Source organism: Bacillus sp. CGMCC 1.60114 (genome assembly GCF_042676365.1).
GTDB lineage: Bacteria > Bacillota > Bacilli > Bacillales > Bacillaceae_G > Bacillus_A > Bacillus_A rhizoplanae_A.
On sequence record NZ_JBHTHG010000108.1, the window covers coordinates 138,252 to 161,842 of the forward strand.

At 39.1% G+C, this 23,591-nt stretch carries 21 protein-coding genes and 3 pseudogenes; 15 read left to right on the top strand and 9 right to left on the bottom strand.

Features of this window, described 5'->3' with window-relative positions:
* Nucleotides 1-2,025 carry a spore germination protein gene (locus ACFQZ1_RS17075; RefSeq protein WP_377883400.1) on the bottom strand — a complete coding sequence of 675 codons (2,025 nt, stop codon included), beginning with the start codon at nt 2,023-2,025 and terminating at the stop codon, nt 1-3.
* 273 nt (nt 2,026-2,298) lie between these two features.
* Between ACFQZ1_RS17075 and ACFQZ1_RS17080 the strand changes: the two genes are divergently transcribed.
* The 6 genes and pseudogenes from ACFQZ1_RS17080 to ACFQZ1_RS17110 all read left to right on the top strand — a co-directional run.
* Nucleotides 2,299-3,426, top strand: coding sequence for an alpha/beta fold hydrolase (locus ACFQZ1_RS17080; protein ID WP_377883401.1), 1,128 nt, complete (start codon nt 2,299-2,301; stop codon nt 3,424-3,426).
* 78 nt (nt 3,427-3,504) lie between these two features.
* Complete coding sequence (locus ACFQZ1_RS17085; RefSeq protein ID WP_377883402.1) at nt 3,505-3,810, top strand: rhodanese-like domain-containing protein; 306 nt, start codon at nt 3,505-3,507, stop codon at nt 3,808-3,810.
* Nucleotides 3,811-3,941: 131 nt separating this feature from the next.
* Nucleotides 3,942-4,163 carry a spore germination protein gene (locus ACFQZ1_RS17090; RefSeq protein ID WP_377883403.1) on the top strand — a complete coding sequence of 74 codons (222 nt, stop codon included), beginning with the start codon at nt 3,942-3,944 and terminating at the stop codon, nt 4,161-4,163.
* Between the two features lie 19 nt (nt 4,164-4,182).
* Nucleotides 4,183-4,482, top strand: a pseudogene (locus ACFQZ1_RS17095) (hypothetical protein); the annotation flags it as partial.
* A 754-nt stretch (nt 4,483-5,236) separates the two neighbouring features.
* Nucleotides 5,237-5,365 (top strand): annotated as a pseudogene (locus ACFQZ1_RS17100) (YHYH domain-containing protein); the annotation flags it as partial.
* A gap of 9 nt (nt 5,366-5,374) precedes the next feature.
* Nucleotides 5,375-6,451: pseudogene (locus tag ACFQZ1_RS17110) on the top strand (hypothetical protein); the annotation flags it as partial.
* An 80-nt stretch (nt 6,452-6,531) separates the two neighbouring features.
* Here the strand turns inward: ACFQZ1_RS17110 and narI are convergent.
* From narI to ACFQZ1_RS17140, 6 genes are all read right to left on the bottom strand, one after another.
* On the bottom strand, nt 6,532-7,230 hold the full coding sequence (narI, locus tag ACFQZ1_RS17115) for a respiratory nitrate reductase subunit gamma (protein WP_377883404.1): 699 nt from the start codon (nt 7,228-7,230) through the stop codon (nt 6,532-6,534).
* Between the two features lie 17 nt (nt 7,231-7,247).
* Entirely contained in the window at nt 7,248-7,778 is a 531-nt protein-coding gene (narJ, locus tag ACFQZ1_RS17120; protein WP_377883405.1) for a nitrate reductase molybdenum cofactor assembly chaperone, read from the bottom strand.
* 19 nt (nt 7,779-7,797) lie between these two features.
* The gene (narH, locus tag ACFQZ1_RS17125; protein ID WP_377883406.1) at nt 7,798-9,273 is read right to left on the bottom strand and encodes a nitrate reductase subunit beta; all 1,476 of its coding nucleotides are present in this window, start codon (nt 9,271-9,273) and stop codon (nt 7,798-7,800) included.
* Entirely contained in the window at nt 9,263-12,946 is a 3,684-nt protein-coding gene (locus tag ACFQZ1_RS17130) for a nitrate reductase subunit alpha (RefSeq protein WP_377883407.1), read from the bottom strand. Before ACFQZ1_RS17130 ends, narH begins: the two co-directional genes overlap by 11 nt.
* 205 nt (nt 12,947-13,151) lie before the next feature.
* Nucleotides 13,152-13,844, bottom strand: a complete 693-nt coding sequence (locus ACFQZ1_RS17135; RefSeq protein WP_377883408.1) for a Crp/Fnr family transcriptional regulator — start codon at nt 13,842-13,844, stop codon at nt 13,152-13,154.
* A 168-nt stretch (nt 13,845-14,012) separates the two neighbouring features.
* Nucleotides 14,013-14,684 (bottom strand): NAD(P)H-dependent oxidoreductase, encoded by a 672-nt coding sequence (locus ACFQZ1_RS17140; RefSeq protein ID WP_377883409.1) that lies wholly within the window; start codon nt 14,682-14,684, stop codon nt 14,013-14,015.
* A 125-nt stretch (nt 14,685-14,809) separates the two neighbouring features.
* On the opposite strand from ACFQZ1_RS17140, the gene ACFQZ1_RS17145 reads away from it, so the two are divergent.
* The 3 genes from ACFQZ1_RS17145 to ACFQZ1_RS17155 all read left to right on the top strand — a co-directional run bounded on the left by ACFQZ1_RS17145 (nt 14,810) and on the right by ACFQZ1_RS17155 (nt 17,492).
* Nucleotides 14,810-15,148 carry a winged helix-turn-helix transcriptional regulator gene (locus ACFQZ1_RS17145; RefSeq protein WP_377883410.1) on the top strand — a complete coding sequence of 113 codons (339 nt, stop codon included), beginning with the start codon at nt 14,810-14,812 and terminating at the stop codon, nt 15,146-15,148.
* 300 nt (nt 15,149-15,448) lie between these two features.
* Nucleotides 15,449-16,462, top strand: a complete 1,014-nt coding sequence (gene moaA, locus ACFQZ1_RS17150) for a GTP 3',8-cyclase MoaA (RefSeq protein WP_377883411.1) — start codon at nt 15,449-15,451, stop codon at nt 16,460-16,462.
* 16 nt (nt 16,463-16,478) lie between these two features.
* Complete coding sequence (locus ACFQZ1_RS17155) at nt 16,479-17,492, top strand: molybdopterin-synthase adenylyltransferase MoeB (RefSeq protein WP_377883412.1); 1,014 nt, start codon at nt 16,479-16,481, stop codon at nt 17,490-17,492.
* A gap of 37 nt (nt 17,493-17,529) precedes the next feature.
* On the opposite strand, the gene moaC is transcribed toward ACFQZ1_RS17155, so the two are convergent.
* Nucleotides 17,530-18,018 (bottom strand): cyclic pyranopterin monophosphate synthase MoaC, encoded by a 489-nt coding sequence (moaC, locus tag ACFQZ1_RS17160; protein ID WP_377883413.1) that lies wholly within the window; start codon nt 18,016-18,018, stop codon nt 17,530-17,532.
* Between the two features lie 95 nt (nt 18,019-18,113).
* On the opposite strand from moaC, the gene ACFQZ1_RS17165 reads away from it, so the two are divergent.
* The 5 genes from ACFQZ1_RS17165 (at nt 18,114) to ACFQZ1_RS17185 (ending at nt 21,846) form a co-directional block, all read left to right on the top strand.
* The gene (locus tag ACFQZ1_RS17165) at nt 18,114-19,406 is read left to right on the top strand and encodes a molybdopterin molybdotransferase MoeA (protein ID WP_377883414.1); all 1,293 of its coding nucleotides are present in this window, start codon (nt 18,114-18,116) and stop codon (nt 19,404-19,406) included.
* Nucleotides 19,367-19,888 (top strand): molybdopterin-guanine dinucleotide biosynthesis protein B, encoded by a 522-nt coding sequence (gene mobB / locus ACFQZ1_RS17170; protein WP_377883415.1) that lies wholly within the window; start codon nt 19,367-19,369, stop codon nt 19,886-19,888. The genes ACFQZ1_RS17165 and mobB overlap by 40 nt, the downstream gene beginning before the upstream one ends.
* Complete coding sequence (locus tag ACFQZ1_RS17175) at nt 19,885-20,355, top strand: molybdenum cofactor biosynthesis protein MoaE (protein WP_377883416.1); 471 nt, start codon at nt 19,885-19,887, stop codon at nt 20,353-20,355. Before mobB ends, ACFQZ1_RS17175 begins: the two co-directional genes overlap by 4 nt.
* Nucleotides 20,352-20,585 (top strand): molybdopterin converting factor subunit 1, encoded by a 234-nt coding sequence (gene moaD / locus ACFQZ1_RS17180; protein ID WP_377883417.1) that lies wholly within the window; start codon nt 20,352-20,354, stop codon nt 20,583-20,585. Before ACFQZ1_RS17175 ends, moaD begins: the two co-directional genes overlap by 4 nt.
* Before the next feature lie 91 nt (nt 20,586-20,676).
* On the top strand, nt 20,677-21,846 hold the full coding sequence (locus ACFQZ1_RS17185) for a nitrate/nitrite transporter (protein ID WP_377883418.1): 1,170 nt from the start codon (nt 20,677-20,679) through the stop codon (nt 21,844-21,846).
* Nucleotides 21,847-22,121: 275 nt separating this feature from the next.
* Here the strand turns inward: ACFQZ1_RS17185 and ACFQZ1_RS17190 are convergent, their stop codons facing one another.
* Nucleotides 22,122-22,295: a hypothetical protein gene (locus tag ACFQZ1_RS17190; protein WP_377883419.1), complete on the bottom strand. Its 174-nt coding sequence runs from the start codon at nt 22,293-22,295 to the stop codon at nt 22,122-22,124.
* A 793-nt stretch (nt 22,296-23,088) separates the two neighbouring features.
* On the opposite strand from ACFQZ1_RS17190, the gene ACFQZ1_RS17195 reads away from it, so the two are divergent.
* A complete protein-coding gene (locus tag ACFQZ1_RS17195) occupies nt 23,089-23,427 on the top strand; it encodes a YmaF family protein (RefSeq protein WP_377883539.1) in 339 nt (112 codons plus the stop codon).
* The last annotated feature ends 164 nt before the right edge of the window (nt 23,428-23,591 follow it).

The following is a 23,591-nucleotide window of genomic DNA, read 5'->3' on the forward strand; positions in this document are numbered from 1 at the left end:
TTACTCATCAAAATCTGTCATGCGTTTTTGAAACACTTCTTTTACATAACGACCGACATGTTGCGGCCTTGATTGAATATTACGCGTATCTATTTCAGATAAGGGTAGTTGTATGAGTGAGTCTTTTATTGACTGTTTCCGAAATGGATAAAAAAAACCATACGGCTTTCGAAGGGACGATAATCGAAAAAGTCGCGTTAAAAGAAAGATAAATCCTACTGAAATTCCTAATAGTCCCCATAGCTCGGCGAGTATTAGAAATGGAAAACGAAGTACACGAACGGCATTGCCCATTTTATAAATCGGTGTAATAAATGATGCGAGTGCTGATAAGGCGACGATAATTAACAAAATATTACTTGTTAATCCTGCTTGTACAGATGCTTGTCCAATAACGATACCGCCTACAATACCGAGTGTTTGTCCAACCTTCATTGGTAAACGTGCTCCTGCTTCACGGAGAAGGTCAATAGCTAACTCTAAAAAAATAGCCTCTATTAAAGGTGGGAATGGCACCTGTGCCCGCGATAAAATCAATGTCTCCAGCAAGTCACTTGGAATCAATTCGTAGTGATAATTAAGTACCGCTACATATAGAGGTGTTGCGGCAATTGAAAAAATAATTGCTATAAAACGTAATAAGCGAGAAAAGGTTGCATAAAACCATGACACACTGTAATCCTCAGGCGAGATGAAGAAATCCAGTAGAGATACAGGTGCTAATAAAATATTTGGTGCACCATCGACAAATATAGCAATTTTTCCGTCAACGAGCCCGCTGCTCACACGGTCAGCACGTTCTGTAGTAATAAAAGTTGGAAAAATAGATGTATCGCCCATTAGATGAGCAATATAATTGCTATCATTAATTTGGTCATATTGAATTTTGTTCAGGAGATCTTCTAAATATGTGATGGTTTCTTTTTCTGCTATATTATCCAAATACATCATTACAACCTTTGTTTTTGAAAATTCTCCAATTAGTAATTCTTTTGTTTTTAATTCCAGAACTGGCAACCGTTTACGAACAAGGTTAATGTTTGTATCGATATCCTCTACAAATCCTTCTTGCGGTCCAGTAACGGTTGATTCGTTTAATGGTATGCTCGGTAATCTGTATTTCTCAATTGCGATGTTTGCAAGTAGACATTTCGTATCATACTCTTGCAGTTGAATAATGGCGTGACCTTTTAGGACCATTTCTTCAATTTTTTTTACGTCACTCGTAATGATAAGGCCGCTTATTGGAATCATTTCTTTTATTTCTTCTAGTGTTGGTGCAGTGTGATGTAATAAAGCAGGCATTAAATAATTTTGTAATCTCATACCATCCATTGACGTACGAAAATACGAAATCCAATAAGGTTTAGCTGGATCTTCAGAAGTATGAGAACGAACAAAATCGCTTGATTCTTGTAATTTTTGAAAAAGTTCTTGTAGTGAATGAGCTGTTTCATGCTCTGGCTTACTAAAATTGAAAATGCTGTTTTTACTTTGCTTGGAATATTGTTTGTTTGATTGTTGCTTACTTGCTTGGGCTTGTTGTTGCTCTGGCTGTTGCTTACTTGCTTGAGCTTGTTGCTGTTCTGGTTGTTGCTTACTTGCTTGAGCTTGTTGCTGTTCTGGCTGTTGCTTACTTGCTTGAGCTTGTTGCTGTTCTGGCTGTTGCTTACTTGCCTGAGCTTGTTGTTGTTCTGGTTGTTGCTTACTTGCTTGAGCTTGTTGCTGTTCTGGCTGTTGCTTACTTGCTTGAGCTTGTTGTTGCTCTAGCTTACTAAAATCGAAAATGCCGTTTTTACTTTGCTTGGAATATTGTTTGTTTGATTGTTGTTTACTTGCTTGAGGTTGTTGTTGTTCTGGCTGTTGTTTACTTGCTTGAGCTTGTTGTTGTTCTGGCTGTTGCTTGTTTGCTTGAGCTTGTTGTTGCTCTGGTTGTTGCTGTTTCGGTTGTTGCGTGCCTTTCATTTGTTCCTTCTTTGTTGTATCTGTACTGTTCTTTTTTCTATGAAACCATTTGAAAAACATATGTATTCCCTCTTTATCCAAATAAGATAACTTTAGTCTGTGGGAATTTTTATATATTATGCACATATTTGTATTTAAAAAAGTGAAACAGATGGCTTGGTTATGGTAGAAGGAAATCATGCCCTATCGTACGAATAAATATAATTAATGATGACGTATGTGTATTCTTGTAACAAAGGATATATTTGCAGCGGCTTTTTTCGCTCTGTCTTCAGTATCACACTTTGTTTGTACTAGTAGAAATGGGGAAAAGTGTTACGTAAGGAGGGCAAAATGGTGTTGTATGTAGAAAAACAAGAATTCAGATTAAAGAAATTCACATTTGAAAACGGTGCGTCCATCCCAATTCAAATTGGTTATGAAACATACGGTACATTAAACCGTGAGAAGTCAAATGCGGTTTTAATATGTCATTATTTTAGTGCAACGAGCCATGCAGCAGGAAAGTATACAGAGCAAGACCAGGTTCCAGGGTGGTGGGATGAGTTAATCGGACCAGGAAAGGCAATCGATACAAATAAATATTTTGTTATTTGTATGGACAATCTGTGTAACGTACAAGTGAAAAATCCTTATGTTATGACAACAGGGCCAAAGACGATAAACCCAGAAACAGGTGCAGAATATGGGATGACTTTTCCTGTCTTCACGTTTCTTGATATGGCTCGTATTCAATATGAATTAATACAGCATATGGGGATTGCTAGATTGCATACTGTGATTGGTCCATCAGCTGGAGGCATGATTGCACAGCAATGGGCGGTTCATTATCCGCATATGCTTGAGCGGATGATTGGTGTCATTACAAATCCGCAAAATCCGATCGTGACGTCTATTAATGTCTTGCAAAACGCAATAGATACAATTCAATTAGATCCAGCTTGGAATAATGGAAATTACGGTGAGAAGCAGCCGATGAAAGGGCTGCATGTAGCAGCTAAAATGATGTTTATGAACGCATTTGATGCGCATTATTATGAGACGATATTTTCGCGGAGCTATGCAGAATCTGCACCATATCAAGATTTCTTTACATTAACTTCATTTAAAGAAGAGATCAACGAAGTAACATTACATAATATTGCATTTGTCGATGCGAATTCGTGGATGTATACAGCAAAGGCAACGTTATTACACGATATTGCACGCGGTTTTTCTTCATTAGAAGAAGCGCTTCATCAAGTAGAAGCGAGTGTTCTTATGATTCCTTGTAAGCAAGATGTACTCCAGCCTTCTCGTTATAATTATGAAATGGTTGAATTATTGAGGAAGAATAGAAAGTTTGCAGAAGTGTATGAGATTGAAAGTATATATGGACATATGGCAGGTGTACTAGAGACGCATTTGTTTGCGAAAAAAGTACATCAATTTATGGATCAGCGAATTTCAAAGATTTTCTAATGAGACTTGGGTGCATATCTTGTTTTCTAGCTGTTGCATGCTAAAATTGAGAATGAATCGAAAGAAGGAGGCAGTTCCATGTCTGAAATTAAAACAATTAGGCCACAAGAAGTACAAGAGCGTTTAGAAAAAGGGGAAACGTTATTTTTAGTAGATGTGCGTGAAGATGAAGAAGTAGAATACGGGAAAATTCCAGAAGCGGTTCATATTAAAATGAATGATATTCCGCATAAAGTAGACTTCTTTGATAAAGAAAATGAATACATTTTTATTTGTAGATCAGGTGTGCGCAGTGAAAATGTTTGTCATTATTTAAATGAACTAGGTTATAAAACAGTAAACATGGTTGGCGGCATGATGCAGTATGAAGGTGAAACTAAATAAAGTGAAACTTCCATCAGGGGGATCCCTGTTAGGAATAATTTTTTAAAACTTGAAACGCGTCCGTTTCAAGTTTTTTTCTTTTGCATACAGTGTAGAAAGAACGAGATATTGTTAAGGAAGGTGGCTTACGGGTGAATCCACTTATTCGAAAAATTAAAGTTATAAACAACACAGGACCAATCAATATGGGGAATTGTTATGATCTTTCTCCGTTTATTGCGTTGAAGAGATTTAGTGGAGCTGGTGGATCAAGCTCTGCTAGATTGTTAAATGGGAAGTTAATGCCATTTACAGCACCACGAGGTAATACTGAATTTACTGCGGCGGACATAAGTTCAACAGCAGGAGTGTAAATAGAAAGGTTGTATGAAGATGGGGGTTTGTATTAAAGAATTTGTTATTGTAAATAATTCTGGGAATATATTCACAGGAGATAATTTACGAGATACTTCGTTTGTTGCAACGAAAACATTTACCGGATCAACAGGACCAACATGTATGGATGTTGTAGTCGTTATCGGAAATACAAATGAAGTTTGTTTACGACCAGGAGACACAATTACAACAACTATTACACGAGGTAGCACCTTGACAGGTGCTGCTGCAAGTAGTAGTGGGATGACAGGTGCTTTACCGGGGGCCCAGAATAGCAGCGGGATGACCAATGCTTCACAGACAGCTCAGAATAGCAGCGGGATGACCAATGCTTCACAGACAGCCCAGAATAGCAGCGGGATGACCAATGTTTCGCAGGCAGCTCCGAATAACAGCGGGATGACTAATGTTTCGCAGACAGCTCAGACTAGCAGAGGGCTGGCCGGTACTTTGCAGGCCCCTCTGAATGCGAATAGTACAACTATATAGTAGGATAAGGAAAAAAGCATTCCGATGAAAGGAATGCTTTTTCATTGTTGTAAAACATTTATCCCGCTATTCGTGGGCAGTAATATTCCCACCTCAAAATTCGGTGAAAGCATTGTCCAGCTCTAGCGGCTAGAATCTCTGGTCGTTTCGCCCCCTCGGACGAGGCAAAAAACGCCTCTCTGTCGGAGGCTCCAACGCCCTGCGATTCTGAGCGAGCCGCTTCCGCTTTTCTAAAGAAGTTAGGTGGGAGATAAACTACCCGTAAAAGCCCGATTGGTGAGGGCTGATAATCAGTGGAGGATGAAGAAAACCCCCACTGATTAAAGTTTCACTTTATTATAGATGAGTGAGAATGAGATAGGTATGCGAAGTATGGCTACAATATTTGTGTATACAAGTTCCGACAGATTAATGAAAATCTATTATTCTTTTTATTAGGATATTATTTTATGGTAAAATAAATCTTTATTACTATTATTTGGATGTAATATAATGGTGATTGATACATAGAAAGATAGAAGGGGGAAGGGAAAATATGAAAAAAAGCATGAAAATGTTAGCTATGACATTTGGACTAGCTATTGTGGGATCAACGACATCTGTATATGCAAGTCCTGGTGGATTAGATGCAAACGGAGGACATCATTGTTATACAAATTGTGCGAAATACGGACTTGAAACAGGAGAATATCATTATCACAATAATTGGAAACAGGATAATGGAAAATGGTATTTCTATGACAAAGATGGAGCGAAAGCGACAGGTTGGAAGGCTATTAATGGTACTTGGTACTATTTTTATAGTAATGGCCAAATGGCAGCAAATACAACGATTGACGGTTATACACTTGGCGCAAACGGTGCGATGCAACAAGCTCAAACAGTACAAACGGGTTGGAAACAAAACGGTTCTGTATGGAATTACTACAATGAAAACGGCGTGAAACAAACCGGTTGGAAACAAATAAGTGGTGTGTGGTATTACTTCAACGGAAACGGAGCAATGCAAACGGGCTGGCAGTCAATTAATGGAGCATGGTACTACTTCAACGGAAATGGAGCAATGCAAACAGGCTGGCAGTCAATTAATGGAGTATGGTATTACTTCAACGGAAGCGGAGCAATGCAAACGGGCTGGCAGTCAATTAATGGAGCATGGTACTACTTCAGCGGAAGCGGAGCAATGCAAACGGGCTGGCAACAAGTAGGCGGCGTATGGTATTACTTCAATGGAAGTGGAGCAATGCAAACGAGCTGGCAACAAGTAAGAGGAGCATGGTATTACTTCAATGGAAGTGGAGCAATGCAAACAGGTTGGATTCAAGATAATGGTAAGTGGTACTACTTAGCAAGTGACGGTATTTGGGATCCGAATGCTGTGTATGTAGATGGTCTTACCGAATATCATGGGGCTTGGAGTAATGTTGAAATGCCAGCAGATATTGAGGATTTGAAGCAAGTTCCAACGAATCTAAGTACAGTAATTAATTTCACATCTGGGAACGAGGCAGAAGTTGCAGTAGGTTACATGTCCCAAGGAGCTGCACACTTTGCTTCAGCTCATGACACTGTAACATTCCAAAATAATAAAGCAGTCTTAAATTTTGATAATGATGGATGGGGACATGCTGGTAAGATTGAAATTACATTAAAAGATAATAAAGTATACTTAAATATTTCAACAAACCCAGAAGGCAGTAGTGAATGGGGGCTTCCATCAGGTCAGCATACTTTAACGTATCATTATGACTCGGAAGAAGAAAGCTTTACGAAATAATGAATTGAAAATGAAAGATGAAATAGCACCTAATCAGATGAGATAGGTGCTATTTTTTTATCGCGTAAAACGGTTGCTGATTAAAATTCTATTTCGTTAGACTCTATCGGTTTTCTTTTTCGATAAATAACATAGCTGCGTCGTAAATATTTCACAGGAACGCTAAAGACATGAACGAGTCTTGTAAATGGCCATGTTGCAAACAGTCCCATAGCAGAAGCGATGTGAATTTTAAACCAAGTTGGTACCTCTGCCATATACTCGGCTTTAGGTTGGAAAATAAAGAGGCTGCGGAACCATGGTCCAATCGTTGTTCGATAATCAAAACCGTTTGAATCAATATTTAAAAATGTAGAAGAAAGTCCTGCGAGCATTACGATGAGCAACATGACGAGAGCAATGTAGTCTCCTGTTGTACTTGTTGCGATAATACGTTTTACGGTAAAGCGGCGATACGTTAAAATGAATAATCCGATTACAGAAGCAATACCTGCCGGAAGGCCGAAACCGATTGCCATTATATGATACGTATGTTCAGAAATGCCGAGGGAACTATAGACGGATTCGGGGATTAAAATTCCCATGACATGCCCGCCAATTACGAACATAATACCAAAATGAAATAATAAACTTCCGATTCGGAGCATTTTCTTCTCTAATAGTTCACTAGATTTTGATGTCCAACCAAATTGATCGTAGTTATATCTAAAAATATGCCCGCCAATGAAAATGACTAAAATGATATATGGAAAGAGTACCCATAAAAATTGATTCATCATCTTTGCCGTACTCCTTTCTATTTTATTTCATACTGCCACGCACCAATAGCAGTAAGGATGCATCGGACAATTGGTTCGTACATATTGTTTGCGTCTTTTAATTGTTGATGCAGTGCTTTGATATTATTTTCATATTTTTTCATAATCGGCTCGCTATCTTCTTCCTCGGCATTTGCGAGAAACTCTAACATAAGCGGTAAATAATCAGGCAGTTCTTTATCTGTTACGGCTAAGCCTGCTTTTTGGTAGTGTTGTTTTAGTTCTAGCAGTTCAATTCCTCGTTCTCGTTGTTCACCAGTATTCATGTAAGTGAGATACATATTTGTTTTTTTACCAAAATCAAATGTATATACATATGCTTCAATTAATTCGTCATTTGTTTTTTGCTTCGCTTGTTCGATAAATGTTGTAAGAGTAGTACGAATTTCCTCATGTTGGATAGTTTGAATATCATCCTGTAAATAAGGAAGTGCTTCTCTCCATCTCTGTTCAGGATAGGAGAGAAGAAAGGAAGAACAAGAAAAAGCTGTTTGTAAACTTTGTTTCATAGTTGTTACCTCCTTTATTTTAAGAGATTGTCATACAAGAGCCGGGGCCACCAGCAAAGGAAAGACCGCAGCTTCCTTGCTCGTTATAAAGGTCTGCCACTTGCTCGCGGTGAGAAGTTGGAATGACGAAACGATCTTTATATTTCGCAATCGCAAGAAGACGGTACATATCTTCAATGTCTTCTTTTGTTAAGTTCAGTTCTTTTAATACATCTTCATTTAGTTCTTTATTTATTTGCAATGCTCTCATATGAGTACGCATAACAGCCATTTTTTTCAATGTTAGACGAATATGAGATTCATCGCCTGCAGTTAATAAGTTTGCTAAATATTGAATCGGAATACGCATATTATCAATAGCAGGGAAAATCTCTTCCGCTTGCCAGTTGCTTCCTTTTCCTTCGACCATGTTCATAATTGGGCTTAATGGCGGGATGTACCAAACCATTGGCAATGTACGATACTCTGGATGAAGTGGCAGAGCAATTTTCCAATCGATAATCATTTTATAAATAGGTGATTGCTGAGCAGCTTTGATCCATTCTTCCGGAATACCTTGTTTCCTTGCTTCAGCGGCTATTTCTGGATCGTTTGGATCTAAGAATACGTTAAGCTGAGAATGGTATAAGTCTTTTTCATCTGGTACAGATGCTGCTTCTTTTACTTTATCAGCGTCATATAACATAACCCCGATGTAACGAATGCGTCCGACGCATGTTTCCGAACAAATTGTTGGCATACCGGCTTCAATACGCGGGAAACACATCGTACATTTTTCAGCTTTATTCGTTTGCCAGTTGAAATACACTTTTTTGTACGGACAAGAAGAGACACAAAATCTCCAAGCGCGGCATGCGTTTTGATCAACTAGGACAATTCCATCTTCATCGCGCTTATACATAGAGCCAGATGGACAAGAAGAGACGCACGGCGGATTGATGCAATGTTCACAAATACGCGGTAAGTACATCATGAACACATTTTCGAAATCCGTTTTAATTTCTTCTTCCATTTTCTTGACATTTGGATCTTGTAAGCCTGTTACATGTCCGCCCGCCAAATCATCTTCCCAGTTTGGTCCCCATTCAATTTTATCGATAAATTCACCTGTAATGGCTGATTTTGGGTGAGCAACTGGCTGATGTTTTCGCTGTGGACTGTTTGTTAATGTTTCATAATCATAGTTCCAAGGCTCAAAGTAATCATCAATTGTTGGCTGATCCGGGTTATGAAAAATGTTCATGAGGCGTTTCATTTTTGAACCGGATTTTAACTGAAGGTCTCCATTTTTCAGCTCCCAGCCGCCTTTATATTTTTCTTGATCTTCCCATTGTTTTGGATAGCCAATGCCCGGTTTTGTTTCTACGTTGTTAAAGTACATATATTCAGCACCTGGACGATTCGTCCAGGTGTTTTTGCACGTTACGCTACAAGTGTGGCAACCGATGCATTTATCTAGGTTCATTACCATTCCGACCTGCGCTTTAATCTTCAAGCCAATCTACCTCCTTCAGTTTGCGGATGACGACGTTTAAGTCACGTTGGTTTCCTGTTGGACCATAGTAGTTAAAGCCGTAGCTTAATTGGCCGTATCCGCCAATCATATGCGTTGGTTTTACGTGAATACGTGTCGGGCTATTATGTGTTCCTCCGCGGTTACTTGTTAAGTTCGTACCAGGCACGTTAATATGGCGATCTTGTGCATGATGCATAAAGGCCATTCCACGCGGCATGCGGTGTGTTACGACAGCACGTGCAACAACGACACCGTTTCGGTTAAAGCATTCAATCCAGTCATTATCAGCAACACCGGCTTCAGCAGCGTCATCTTTATTCATCCATACTGTTGGTCCGCCGCGGAACAGTGTTAACATCGGCAGTGAATCAAAGTACATACTATGAATGGACCACTTGTTATGCGGTGTTAAATAGTTCAGCGTAATTTCTTTTCCTTCTACTTCAGGGCGAGATTTACGGAACGGTTTATGCTGTAAAATTGGTTTGAACGTTGCCATTGTTTCGCCAAATTCTTTCATCATATCGTGATCTAAGTAGAAAGATTGACGTCCTGTTATTGTTCGCCAAGGAATAAGACGTTCTACGTTTGTTGTAAACGGTGAGTAACGGCGTCCTCCTTTTTCTGAACCACTAAAAGCAGGGGATGTAATAACTGTTTTTGGCTGTGCTGTAATTTGTTCGAATGTGAAGCATTCTTCTTCACGTTCTTCTGCTAAATCACGAAGTTGTAAGTCCGTTTGTTTTTCAAGCGCTTCCCATGCTTTTACTGCCATATGACCGTTTGTTGTTGAAGAAAGGGTTAATACAGCTTCAGCGGCATTGATTGCTTCTGTTATGTCAGGGCATCCTTTCGCGATCGAATCAGCGCGAATTACACCTAATTTACTCTTTAATTGTTCGTATTCTTTTTCCGCAGACCAGGAGATACCTTTTGTACCAATCGGTTGTTTTCCAACGTTTGGTCCAAGTGCGGTCATTTTGTCATAAATCGTTTTATAGTCACGTTCTACAACATGAATTTGCGGCATTGTTTTGCCTGGGATTGGCTCACATTCCCCTTTGCTCCAATCTTTAATTTGTCCAAGCGGCTGCGCTAATTCTTGCGGTGTATCGTGAAGAAGCGGTGTTGCAACAATCTCTTTCATTGGCTCAAGGTCTAACTTTTGTGCTAGATCAGAGACTGCTTTTGAAAGGGAGCAGAAAATATCCCAGTCAGAGCGTGCTTCCCACGGTGAACCGATTGCTGGGTTAAATGGATGCACGAACGGATGCATATCTGTACTGCTTAAATCATGCTTTTCATACCACGTGGAAGCAGGAAGAACGATGTCAGAGTATAGTGCTGTTCCAGCCATGCGGAAATCTAAGTTGATAAGTAGATCTAGCTTTCCTTCAGGTGCTTCTTCATGCCACTTTATTTCCTCTGGTCGTAATGAATCATGATCGTCGTTCATTAATCCGTTTGTTGTACCTAATAAATGTTTTAAGAAATACTCGTGTCCTTTACCAGAGCTTGAAATTAAGTTCGCGCGCCATACGAATAAGTTGCGCGGGAAGTTATTTTTGTTATCTGGGTCTTCAATCGCAAATTTGAGCTCTTTGTTTTTTAGCTTCTCTGCAACATATTTCCCGATTTCCTCCCCCGTTGTTGCGCCACTAGCGACCGCTTCTTTATATAGTTCAATGCCATTCTTTTCGAACGTTGGATAAGAAGGTAGCCAGCCAAGACGAGCAGCTAACACATTGTAATCACCATGATGTTGATAGCGTGAATTGCCAACAACTGGCGATGCTAAATGTCCAACTGGTGTATCTTCATAGCGCCACTGATCTGTAACGAAATAGAAGAAGGATGTACCGTTTTGCAGTTTCGGCGGGCCTTGCCAATCCTTTGCTGTTGCGATGGTTTGCCAACCTTCTGCTGGGCGTAATTTTTCTTGGCCGACATAATGAGCCCAGCCGCCGCCGTTTACACCTTGTGCACCAACAAGAAGAACAAGGTTTAACACAGCGCGGTAAATCGTATCAGAGTTAAACCAATGGTTAATACCAGCGCCAACAATAATCATTGAGCGTCCATTTGTATCAACTGCATTTTGAGCAAATTCACGAGCGATTTGAATAATAAGTTCTCGTTTTACACCTGTCATTTTTTCTTGCCATGCTGGCGTAAATGGAACATCTTCATCAAAGCTCTTCGGTTCTTGGCCGCCAAGACCGCGGTCTACACCGTAGTTTGCTAATGTTAAATCATAGACGGTTGTTACGAAAAGATCTCCGTTTGGTGTTGTAATCTTTTTCACTGGAATGGAACGTTCTAATACTTCATTTCCGTCATCAGAAAAGTACGGAATTTGTACAGTTCCAATTGCATCCTCCATACCAAGTAAAGAAAGACGCGGATCAATTTTTTCGCCTGTTTGTTCATCTTCTAAACGTAAGTTCCACTTCTTCTCGTTATCCCAGCGTGATCCCATTGTGCCGTGCGGCGTAGCGAAATCATGACCGTTATCGTTCCAAAGAACAGGTTTCCATTCGCCAAGCTTCGTTTCCCGGTCAATATCAGCAGCATTTAAGAAGCGATCTGCAACAAATTGATCTCCTTGTTGCTTTAACGTGACAAGGAATGGGAAATCTGTATATTGTTTCGCATAATTTATGAAGTAGTCCACTTGTTTGTCCACGTAAAACTCTTGTAAAATGACGTGCCCCATTGCCATTGCAAGTGCACCGTCTGTTCCTTGTTTTACACTGATCCAGTCATCAGCGAATTTTGTTGATTCGGCAAAATCAGGGCTAACAGAAACGACTTTCGTTCCTTTATAGCGCACTTCCGCTAAGAAGTGGGCATCTGGTGTTCTTGTCATTGGTACGTTTGAACCCCATGTCATAATGTAACCGGCGTTGTACCAATCACTACTTTCTGGTACATCTGTTTGATCACCCCAAATTTGCGGTGAAGCTGGCGGTAAGTCAGCGTACCAATCGTAGAAGCTAAGCATCGGTCCGCCCATAAGCTGCATAAAGCGGCTGCCTGCTGCGTGACTTAACATTGACATCGCAGGAATTGGCGAGAAGCCGACATTTCGATCCGGACCGTACTTAATTACTGTATATAATAAGGAAGCAGCAACAAGCTGTAATACCTCATCCCAATTTGCACGAATGAAGCCGCCTTTTCCGCGTGCCCCTTTATATGTGCGTGCTTTTTCTGGATTTTCAACAATGCTTTTCCAAGCGTCTAACGGTGATTCATGTTTTTGTAGTTCTTCTTGCCACATATTCCAAAGAACGCCGCGTACATATGGGTATTTCACACGAAGCGGGCTATAGATGTACCAAGAAAAGCTTGCTCCGCGCGGACATCCGCGTGGCTCAAAGTCTGGCATATCAGGACCAGTAGTCGGATAATTTAGCTCTTGTCCTTCCCAAGTTACAATTCCATCTTTTACGTAAATGTTCCAACTGCAAGAACCGGTGCAGTTTACGCCATGCGTGGAGCGGATCACCTTATCATGCTGCCATCGCTTTCTATAAGCGTTTTCCCATTCGCGGTCTTCGTATGTTTCTTGTGTATGATTATCGTTGTAACGATCTATTGGAGAAAAATATTTTAAACGTTGCATGAATGGTGATGGTTTCTTTTTCATACTGTTCACTCCTTTATTGCGTCTCTCTTGCTTACTTTCACTATAAGAGGGCGTGCAAAATAGAGATGTGATATCTATCACAGTTCAACAGATTGTCAAAAATTCATGAATGTGTAAGGGAAAAAAAGAGAAGATGTGACATTTTGCACATTACAAAACAAGTTTAAGATGTAGAATAAAAAAAGAGCAGCATCTAAATGAGATGCTACTCAATACTACAAATAGAGGTAGGGCAATCTTCACAAGCGATTGCACATTTTAAAAAGTGTAAATTATGAATGGTAATCTTTCCTTTATGAATGGAGATAATGCCTTGTTTTTTTAAATCATTTAACATGCGATTGACACTTTCACGAGAGGTTGCACAGAAGTTTGCAAGCTCTTGATTCGTTAATGGAAGATCAATGAGAATACCATCTTCTTTTAAAACCCCATAACTATTCGTCATGCGAATGAGAGTCGAATAGAGCGCTCCCTTTTTGCCATGCAATACTAAATCACGAAACTTCGTTTGCATTCTTCGTAAATGCTCACTAACCCACTTCATAAATTCAAACGCAAGAGCTGGTTTTTCCAGCAATGCTTTTTCTAATGCATCTCGTTTAATGACACCAATTTCTGCCTGCTCAAGCACTTTTGCATTTAACAAATATTTGGCATCCTCTGTAAACAATGTAAGTTCTCCGATAATATCATTTTGCGAACAAATGCGCAGTGTCAATTCTTGACCATCGGCACTAATTTTACTAATTTGTACTTTTCCAGAGTGAATAATGTATAGTTCTTTTGCCACCATACCTTCTTGGAAAATATAATTAGCTTTGCTTACTTTCATTTTATATTCGACAGATGCGAGCAATTCTTTTAAATCATTTGATAATGCCGTACTGTTTGCCACAGCAATCACCTTTCTTTTCAGAACAGTCTATTTCTTATTTTGAATGTAAATATAGTGAAAATGCAAGAGATATTTTCAATGTAGTATAAGAGATATCGTAATTTTTATCTGTGAGTAAGCGTACTTTTAGAAAAGAAAAAAGATGCCTGTTGCAGGCACCTTTTTTCTTTATTTAATCCATTCAACAACTTGATTCATTGATTGACGCGTTTTATCATGTTTTGGTTCTTCCGCGCGATAACCAAAAGCAACGAGAACTGAGACACCAAATGTATCATCTGAAATAATTCCTTCTTCTTTTAAAACTGCATTTACTTTTTCTGGATTGAATCCTTCAATTGGACAAGAATCGATACCAATCTGAGCAGCTGCAGTCATCATATTACCGAGAGCGATGTAAGTTTGTTTAGAGGCCCAATCAAACATTGCACGATCGCTTTCTAATAATTGAAAATCAGATTCTTGAAACTTCTTATAAAAGCCACTCATCATTGCTATGACTTCTTCTGGAAGCTTCTGAATATTTTTCATGAAATTCGAAATATAGGAAGAATTATAAAGCATTTCTTCTTTTTTACGAGCTAATATAACGACAAAGTGGCTTGCTGTCGGTAATTGTTTTTGAGCCCCCCATGCTACAGGGAGAAGTTTTTCGCGAAGTTCTTGATTTTGAATGACAACAAATTTCCAAGGTTCAAAACCAAATGAACTTGGAGAAAGTCGGCCAGTTTCTAAAATGAAATGAAAATCTTCATCAGAGATTTTTTTATTTACATCGAATTTTTTACACGCATGTCTAAAGTGATAAGCTTTTAAAATTCCTTCTTTTGTATGTTTCATTTACATAACCACCTTTTCGTAATTTGCTTTTTTATAGTAAGTTGATTACAAAATAGATTCTACAGTAGTACAATAAATGATGTAAGTACGCACATTTTTAGCATATAGTATCAATTTGTATACTAATGGAGAGTGATGAAATGAAAAATGAAGAGATATATCGTTGTCCGGTAGAGTTAACACTAGATGTAATTGGGGGGAAATGGAAAGGGGTTATTTTGTTTCATTTAATGAATGCGAAAGAAATTCGTTTTAATCAATTTTTGCGATTAATGCCTGGCATAACGCAGCGCATGTTAACAAGACAGTTACGAGAGCTCGAGGCTGCAGGTGTAATTCATCGGGAGGTATATAAAGAAGTTCCGCCAAAAGTGGAGTATTCTTTAACGAATTTCGGAAGATCCCTTACGCCAATTATTACGCTTATGTGTGAGTGGGGGAAGGAATATCGGACGCAAGTATAAGTGGATTAAAAGCAGTAAAAAGTGTGCAACTTAGATTGTACACTTTTTTTGTAATGGGTTGGGTATCAGGAATTTCATACAATGTGAACAAAATACGGACAGATTTGTGAAGAATTTTTGAATGGTATATATGATGTGAGAAATATCACAACATAGATTGTCGTTCTTTTTTATGATAAAGGCAAATGAAGGGCAGTTAAAAAAGATAAAGAGTTTTGGGTAAAAACACCCCGTTTAAAAATATATTATAATAAAATAAAATAAAAATAGATATACATGCAACAAGAAGGAGGGGTGAAGATGACTGAGAAGATTTTCGATGCATGGCAGCGTCCGCTTCAAGATTTACGTATTTCTGTTATTGATCGTTGTAATTTTCGATGCACATATTGTATGCCGGCTGAAGTGTTTGGACCAGATTATGCGTTTTTAAAAGATGAGTTTTTACTCACATTTGATGAGATTGAGCGAGTAGCTAAGCTTTTTGTTCGCATGGGTGTCAAGAAAATTCGATTAACTGGCGGCGAACCGTTACTTCGTAAAGATTTACCAAAGCTCATAGAACGTCTTGTAAAATTAGAAGGTCTAACAGATATTGGGCTAACGACGAACGGTATTCATTTAACGAAGCAAGCGAAAGCTTTAAAAGAAGCTGGTTTAGGGCGAGTAAACGTCAGTTTAGATGCACTAGATGATGATGTATTTCGAAGCATTAACGGCCGCAATGTAAGCACGAAGCCTATATTACGAGGAATTGAAGCAGCAAGGGCAGCCGGATTAGAAGTGAAAATCAATATGGTCGTGAAAAAAGGAATGAACGATAACCAAATTTTGAAGATGGCCGCTTATTGTAAAGAGCAGTGCATTCCTCTTCGCTTTATCGAATTTATGGATGTTGGGAGTACGAACGGCTGGAATTTCAAACAAGTGATTACGAAAAAAGAGTTAATCGATATGATTGGCCGTGTGTATCCAATTGAGCCAGTAGATCCGCATTATTTTGGTGAAGTGGCAAAGCGTTATCGATATGTTGGAACTGAGGCAGAAGTCGGCTTTATCACATCTGTTTCTGAGTCATTTTGCTCTTCTTGTACGAGAGCACGTATTTCAGCAGAAGGTAAATTTTATACATGTTTATTTGCAACAACAGGAATAGATTTACGAACGCTGCTCCGCGGGGGTATAGACGACGATAAACTATTACAAGTCGTGCAAGATGTGTGGAATAAGCGCAGTGATCGTTATTCAGATGAGCGAACGGAAGAAAGTGCAAATAACCGTCCGAAAATTGAAATGTCATATATTGGCGGATAAGAAAGAAGGGGTCTAGATGCAAGAGCGGTACTCAAGGCAAATACTATTTTCTGATATTGGTGAAAGTGGCCAGCGAAATTTAGGTGAAAAACACGTACTCATCATCGGCGCTGGTGCACTTGGTGCGGCAAATGCCGAGGCGCTTGTCCGGGCGGGAATTGGCAAGTTGACGATTGCGGATCGTGATTACGTCGAGTGGAGCAATTTACAAAGGCAGCAATTATATACAGAAGAAGATGCGAATCGTTATGTACCGAAAGCAGTTGCAGCGGCGCAGCATTTAAGTCGGATTAACTCTGAAGTAGATATCGAGCCAGTTGTAACAGATGTAACGGTGCAAGAAATGGAACAGCTTGTTAAGAACGTGGATGTAATCATAGATGCAACAGATAATTTCGATACGCGTCTTCTTATTAACGATATTTCACATAAGTATAACGTTCCGTGGATATACGGTGGTTGTGTAGGGAGTTATGGTGTAACGTATACGATTATCCCAGGGAAAACACCATGTTTTCGATGTTTAATGGAGCATCCAACGAGCGGCGCAACGTGTGATACAGCGGGGATTATTCAACCAGCTGTGCAAATGGTCGTTGCTTATCAAGTTGCAGAAGCTTTAAAAATACTAGTTGGAGATTTTGAAGCATTACGGGAAACGATGGTAACATTCGATCTTTGGAACAATCAGTATATGGCATTTAAAGTAAACAGGCAGAAAAAAGAGAATTGTCTGTCTTGCGGTAAATTGCGTACATATCCAAGCTTAACATTTGAGGCACAAATGAAAACAGAAGTGCTGTGCGGTCGAAATACAGTTCAGATTCGCCCAGGCATAAATCAGCTTCTTAACTTAGAAGAAATAGAAAAGCGCTTACAAAAGAGCGTAACGATGCAGAGGACACCGTACTTATTATCATTTCATGTCGATGAATATCGCTTTGTTTTATTCCAAGATGGGCGAGCCTTTGTTCATGGTACAAATGATATACAAGTGGCAAAGCGATTATACGCTCGTTATATAGGGTGAATCCAAGGGGACGCCCCCTTGGATTCGATGAAAGAGTTTAAGACTGATTTCTTGTATAATCGCCGCTTTTGCCGCCTGTTTTTTCAAGTAAGTATGTTTCACCGATGATCATGCCTTTATCGACAGCTTTGCACATGTCATATACGGTAAGAGCGGTAGCGGAAGCTGCAGTTAAAGCTTCCATTTCAACGCCGGTGCTGCCCTCTGTTTTCACTTTTACTTCAATAAGTAAACGATATTGTTCATCTGCAATATTCCAGTCAAAGGAAATATCAACACCTTTTAGAAGGAGTGGATGACACATCGGAATGATATCAGAAGTACGCTTTGCTGCCATAATACCAGCGATTTGTGCAACCGCTAGAACATCGCCTTTTCCGATTTCATTATGGGTAATTTTATCATAAATTTCTTTCGTCACTATGATGCTAGAACGAGCGATAGCTGTTCGCACGGTAATCTTCTTATCGCTAATATCGACCATTTTGGCACGGCCTTGATCATTAAAATGAGTAAATGAAGACATGAAATTCCTCCTTGAAGTAATTGCTATTATGATTAGCATTGTACAACAAAAATTGTAACGAAGATGTGATATTTTGCAAATGTGGGGTGAAAATGATGCTAGAAAAACGAATACCAATTGCAGTTAGCGATGCAGTGGCACATGTGATGAAATATGCAAAACATGGCGACGCAGAGCGAGTACCGCTTACAGAAAGTTATGGACGAATTCTTGGGGAAGACGTAGTAGCGGATCATGATGTTCCTCATTTCGACCGGTCTCCGTACGATGGTTTTGCCATTCGCGCAGAAGATACGAAGAAAGCGAGCTCTGAATATCCAGTGGAATTTGAAGTCGTGGGAGAAATTGGTGCGGGCTTTGTTTTTACAGAGGAAGTGAAGGCATTTCAAGCGGTGCGCATTATGACCGGTGCAGCGATTCCAACTGGTTGTGATGCGGTTGTCATGCTTGAGCTTACAGAAGGATTTCAAAAAGACGAGAAAACATATATGAAGTTGAATCGTCCGTTTCAATCAGGCGATAATATTTCATTTAAAGGTGAAGATGTAAAGCAACATGATGTACTTGTGGAAAAGGGAACAGTGATTAATCCAGGAGTGGCAGCGCTTCTTGCAACGTTTGGCTATAGTGAAGTAACTGTTGCAGGGCGTCCCGTTATTGGAATTGTAACAACGGGAAGTGAACTGTTAGAAGTTCATGAGCCGCTTGAACCGGGAAAAATTCGTAACAGCAACTCCTATATGATTGCTGCGCAAATTATGCGAGCGGGCGGCACTGTCCGGTATTATGGACAATTCGCAGATGACTTCGATACTTGCTATGAAATGGTAAAAAAGACAATGGAAGAAGTCGATATTCTCATTACAACAGGCGGTGTGTCAGTTGGAGATTATGATTACTTACCGGCTATTTATGAGAAGCTTGGAGCGCATGTACTGTTCAATAAAGTAGCGATGCGGCCAGGAAGTGTAACGACGGTAGCGGAAGTAAACGGAAAATTATTATTTGGATTATCAGGTAATCCGTCTGCTTGCTATGTTGGATTTGAATTGTTTGTGCGTCCTATTGTTCAGACATTTCTACATAGGAAGCAGCCTCATATGTATCGCGGCGATGCCATTTTAACGAAGGGGTTTCCAAAAGCAAATCCATTTACACGTTTTGTTAGAGGAAAAGTAGAAATAGTAAACGGACAACTGCAAGCAGTGCCAGTTGGACTGGATAAATCAAGTGCTGTGTCTTCACTCGCTGATGCGAATGCGTTTATCGTCTTACCAGGTGGTACGCGCGGCTTTGAAGAGGGGATGACTGTTACTGTCCTTTTACTAGAAGCAGAGCAAGGAAGTGAGTGGCCATGGAAAGAACCGTTCCAGTCTTACAAATCGTAGGTTATCAAAATAGCGGGAAGACGACAGTGACAGAGAAACTGGTTAAGGCGTTAACGAATGAAGGTGTGCGAGTAGGGACGATTAAGCATCATGGACACGGAGGATATCCAGAGCTGCCGCTGCAAAAAGATAGCGAACGCCATCGCCAAGCTGGAGCGATCGTCAGTGCAGTAGAAGGAGACGGATTATTGTCTTTATCTGCTGCGAGCCATTGGTCTTTAGAAGAAATCATTCGTTTATATACATGTTTTGAAGCAGAAGTCATTATCGTTGAAGGATATAAAAAAGAACCATACCCGAAAGTTGTTTTACTTAGGTCAGAGGAAGATGCCTCTTTATTAGAAAGTGTGGGAAATGTGATCGCCGTTATTACATGGAATGAGGCACCGACAACATGGCACGAAAATTATAAAGTTTTTCATATAACAGAAGATGAAGAGTATATAGATTGGTTCGTACAAAGAATGAGGGATGCAAAATGACAAATACGTATTTTGAAGTAGTGGATACGCCCATTTCCATTGAAGAAGTGACAAAGAAAGTCATTCGCCGTGAATGCGGTGCTGTGACGACATTCACTGGCACAGTGCGCGAGTTTACGAAAGGACGCCGTACACTTTACTTAGAATATGCTGCATATCGTTCGATGGCTGAAAAGATGCTTGCCAAAATTGGTGAGGAAACGAAAGAAAAATGGCCAGGAACACATGTGGCGATTACACATCGCATTGGCACACTGCAAATTTCTGATATTGCCGTAGTTGTTGCGGTATCAACGCCGCATCGAAAAGCGGCATATGAGGCAAATGAGTACATTATGGAGCGTATTAAACAAATTGTTCCAATTTGGAAGAAAGAATTTTGGGAAGACGGTGAGAAATGGATTGGTGATCAATTAGAACAAACGTCGTATCCAAAGGGAGAACCAGGAAAGGAGAATATGAAATGATTACAGTATTATTATTTGCTCATTTACAAGAAGAAGCTGGAGCGCATCGATTACAAATCGATGTACAAAATCTTGCCGTATCAGAATTGAAGGAACTTGTGATGAAAGACTACAATGTATCCCTTTCACAGCACACAATGGTAGCAATTAATGAAGAATATGTGAATGAAGATGATATCATTCAAGATGGTGATGTTGTCGCATTGATTCCACCGGTAAGTGGAGGCTGATTCTTTCCTGCCTAATCACGCTCTATCGTGATTAGGTAGGAGGGAAGCAATAGAAATTGTGAAATATTGAACAAAATTGGAGGAGAGACTGATGAAAAATCCGAATTTTCAGTTAGGATTACAAACTTCAAATCTTGTAATGGGCTTTATGGTATGGGTTATTTTATCTTCTTTAATGCCATTTATTAAAGCAGACATTGCGTTAACAGCAGGACAGATTTCTCTTGTCACAGCAGTACCAGTTATTTTAGGATCTATTCTTCGCATTCCAATTGGTTACTGGACAAATCGTTTCGGAGCAAGAAAATTATTCTTTATTAGTTTTATTATTCTATTATTCCCTGTTTTCTATATTAGTAAAGCAACATCGATGCTAGATTTAATTATTGGTGGTTTATTTGCCGGAGTTGGTGGTGCTGTATTCTCTGTTGGGGTAACAGCTCTTCCAAAATATTATCCGAAAGAAAAGCATGGTTTTGTAAACGGAATTTATGGAGTAGGAAATGCAGGAACAGCGGTTACATCGTTTCTTGCACCAGTACTTGCAACTTCATTTGGCTGGAGAACGACTGTACAAATGTACTTAATTTTACTCGCTGCATTTGCACTGCTCAATTTTCTGTTAGGGGATCGTAACGAGAAAAAAGTGAATACACCATTAATGGAACAAATTAAAGGTGTATATAAAAATGAAAAACTTTGGTTCTTATGTATTTTCTATTTCTTAACTTTCGGTTCGTTCGTCGCATTTACAGTTTATTTACCGAACTTTCTTGTATCTCACTTTGGCTTAGCTAAAGTAGATGCTGGATTACGCACAGCAGGTTTTATCGTGCTAGCAACAATCATGCGTCCAATTGGGGGTTGGCTTGGTGACAAATTTAATCCATTTAAAATTTTAATCTTTGTGTTTATTGGATTAACATTATCAGGCATTATTTTATCCTTTATGCCAAGCATGCACGTATATACATTTGGCTGTTTATTAGTTGCATTTTGCGCTGGTATTGGAAACGGAACGATCTTTAAACTTGTACCAATGTATTTCTCGAAACAAGCTGGTATCGTAAACGGTCTTGTATCGGCACTTGGGGGACTTGGCGGTTTCTTCCCACCATTAATTTTAACGTTACTATTTCAATTAACAGGACACTATGCAATTGGATTTATGGCGTTATCAGAAGTAGCGCTTGCTTGTTTAATTATTACAGTGTGGATGTATAGTCAAGAAAAGTTACTTGCAATGCTAAATCATAGATAAAGAGTAGAAGAGGGTGTTTCCAAGTCGCAATTTTGGAGACACCTTTTTTTTATTTTTTGGCTCTGTTAAAGAAAAATGTTGATATTTAATATTTGAAAAAAGGACTGTCAAAATTTTGACAGTCCTTTCACGATCTTATTGAACTAAAGCATGCGTTAGTTCAATAAGGTTATAAACTATTAGTGATATATATAAAGGTATATAAACAATTAAGGTAAATGTAAGTGCACTGTCTAATCGTCAACTTCGAGTAAGAGTCTCATGGTAATCGTTTATTAAGTCATGCACCAGCATAAAGGGTCACTTCCACCACAATGAGGGCAACAACCTCCTGTATAAGTAATTCTAATTTGATCTGAATGAAGTACATAATAATCAGTAATTGGTTCGACGCCAGGGATCTCTATCCCGCCTGGAATCGCCGGCAATATAACCTCCCGCACTGTCATGTCCGACCACTTACCGCTCCAGGAACAAATACTGCACTTTAATATCTCTTCCGAAAAGTTCGGAGCATTTTGGATGACAATAATACATTCTCTACTATAGGTATTACAATTAGGACAATCGTGTACTTTCACGAATCTCCACCTCTCATCAAATTTAAAACTTTTCACGTACCTTCTTTTTATTATTCTTTTTTACAGTCAATTAGTCCTTTTTAATAAAATAGAGGATAATCAAATGATTACCCTCTAAATGTTGTATAACTAACGCATTCGTTAGTTATATAAGAGATATCAAATGATAGGATATTTATCTAAATAAATTATTAAATTCCATAATTCTTCAATCTCTTCACTATCCCACTTTTTTCTATCAAAATCTCTTATGACCTTTTTGGATGTGGAAAATAATGAATCCCTAAATTGAATCATGTTACATTTCACTGTGAATTCTACTATCCCATTTCGAAAACAAGATAATTCAATTTCTTCATTCGTTATTTTTTTGCCAAGACCTAGATGCAGAGTGCCGAAAAAAGTGAAGTAAACAAAAAGTAACTCCAAAATTAACTTTCATTGTATATTTTGGAGTTACTTTACGTTTACAGAAAATCAACAAAATATTATAACAGAGCCTATTTTTTAGGAGAGATTGTTCATGGAAAGCTCTCACCAATCAGGCTCCCCTTTTCCAAAAGCAGCAGGATAAATGAGAGAGGAATTATCTCGATAGTATAAGCATACTAGTTTATAGAGTGTAACTTTATACATAAGGGGAATGAAGAGAATGGATGGAATGAGAAAGGTAAGAAAAAATGATTTTGTTTCTGGGTTTGTATCACATCATAATCATGGGTCAGTGGATTATACATCTGTTGATGCAGGACATGTACATCAATGTCTAGATGTAATATCTCCGCCTATTAAGACACAAGAGGGTGGGCATATACATTATACAGAAGGATATGTTTTGTTCGAAGATGGGCATACGCACTATTATAAGGCGTACTCAGGACCAGCAATTCCAGTTGGAAATGGGATGCATGTACATTATTACGATTTTTATACGACGGAAGATGACGGACATAAACATCGTATTAAGGGCGTAGATCAGCCCGCTCCGGGTGATAAATAAAGTGAAATTTTCATCAGTGGAGGGGTATCCCTCACTGATGGTTAGTTGAACCAATCGGGCGCATGCCAGCAGTTATCCCCCACTTATCTTCTTTGCTTTTCTCTGAATCTTGAGGTGGGGTTTTACTGCCCAAAAGTAGCGGAATAAAGTTAATACGAAAATCC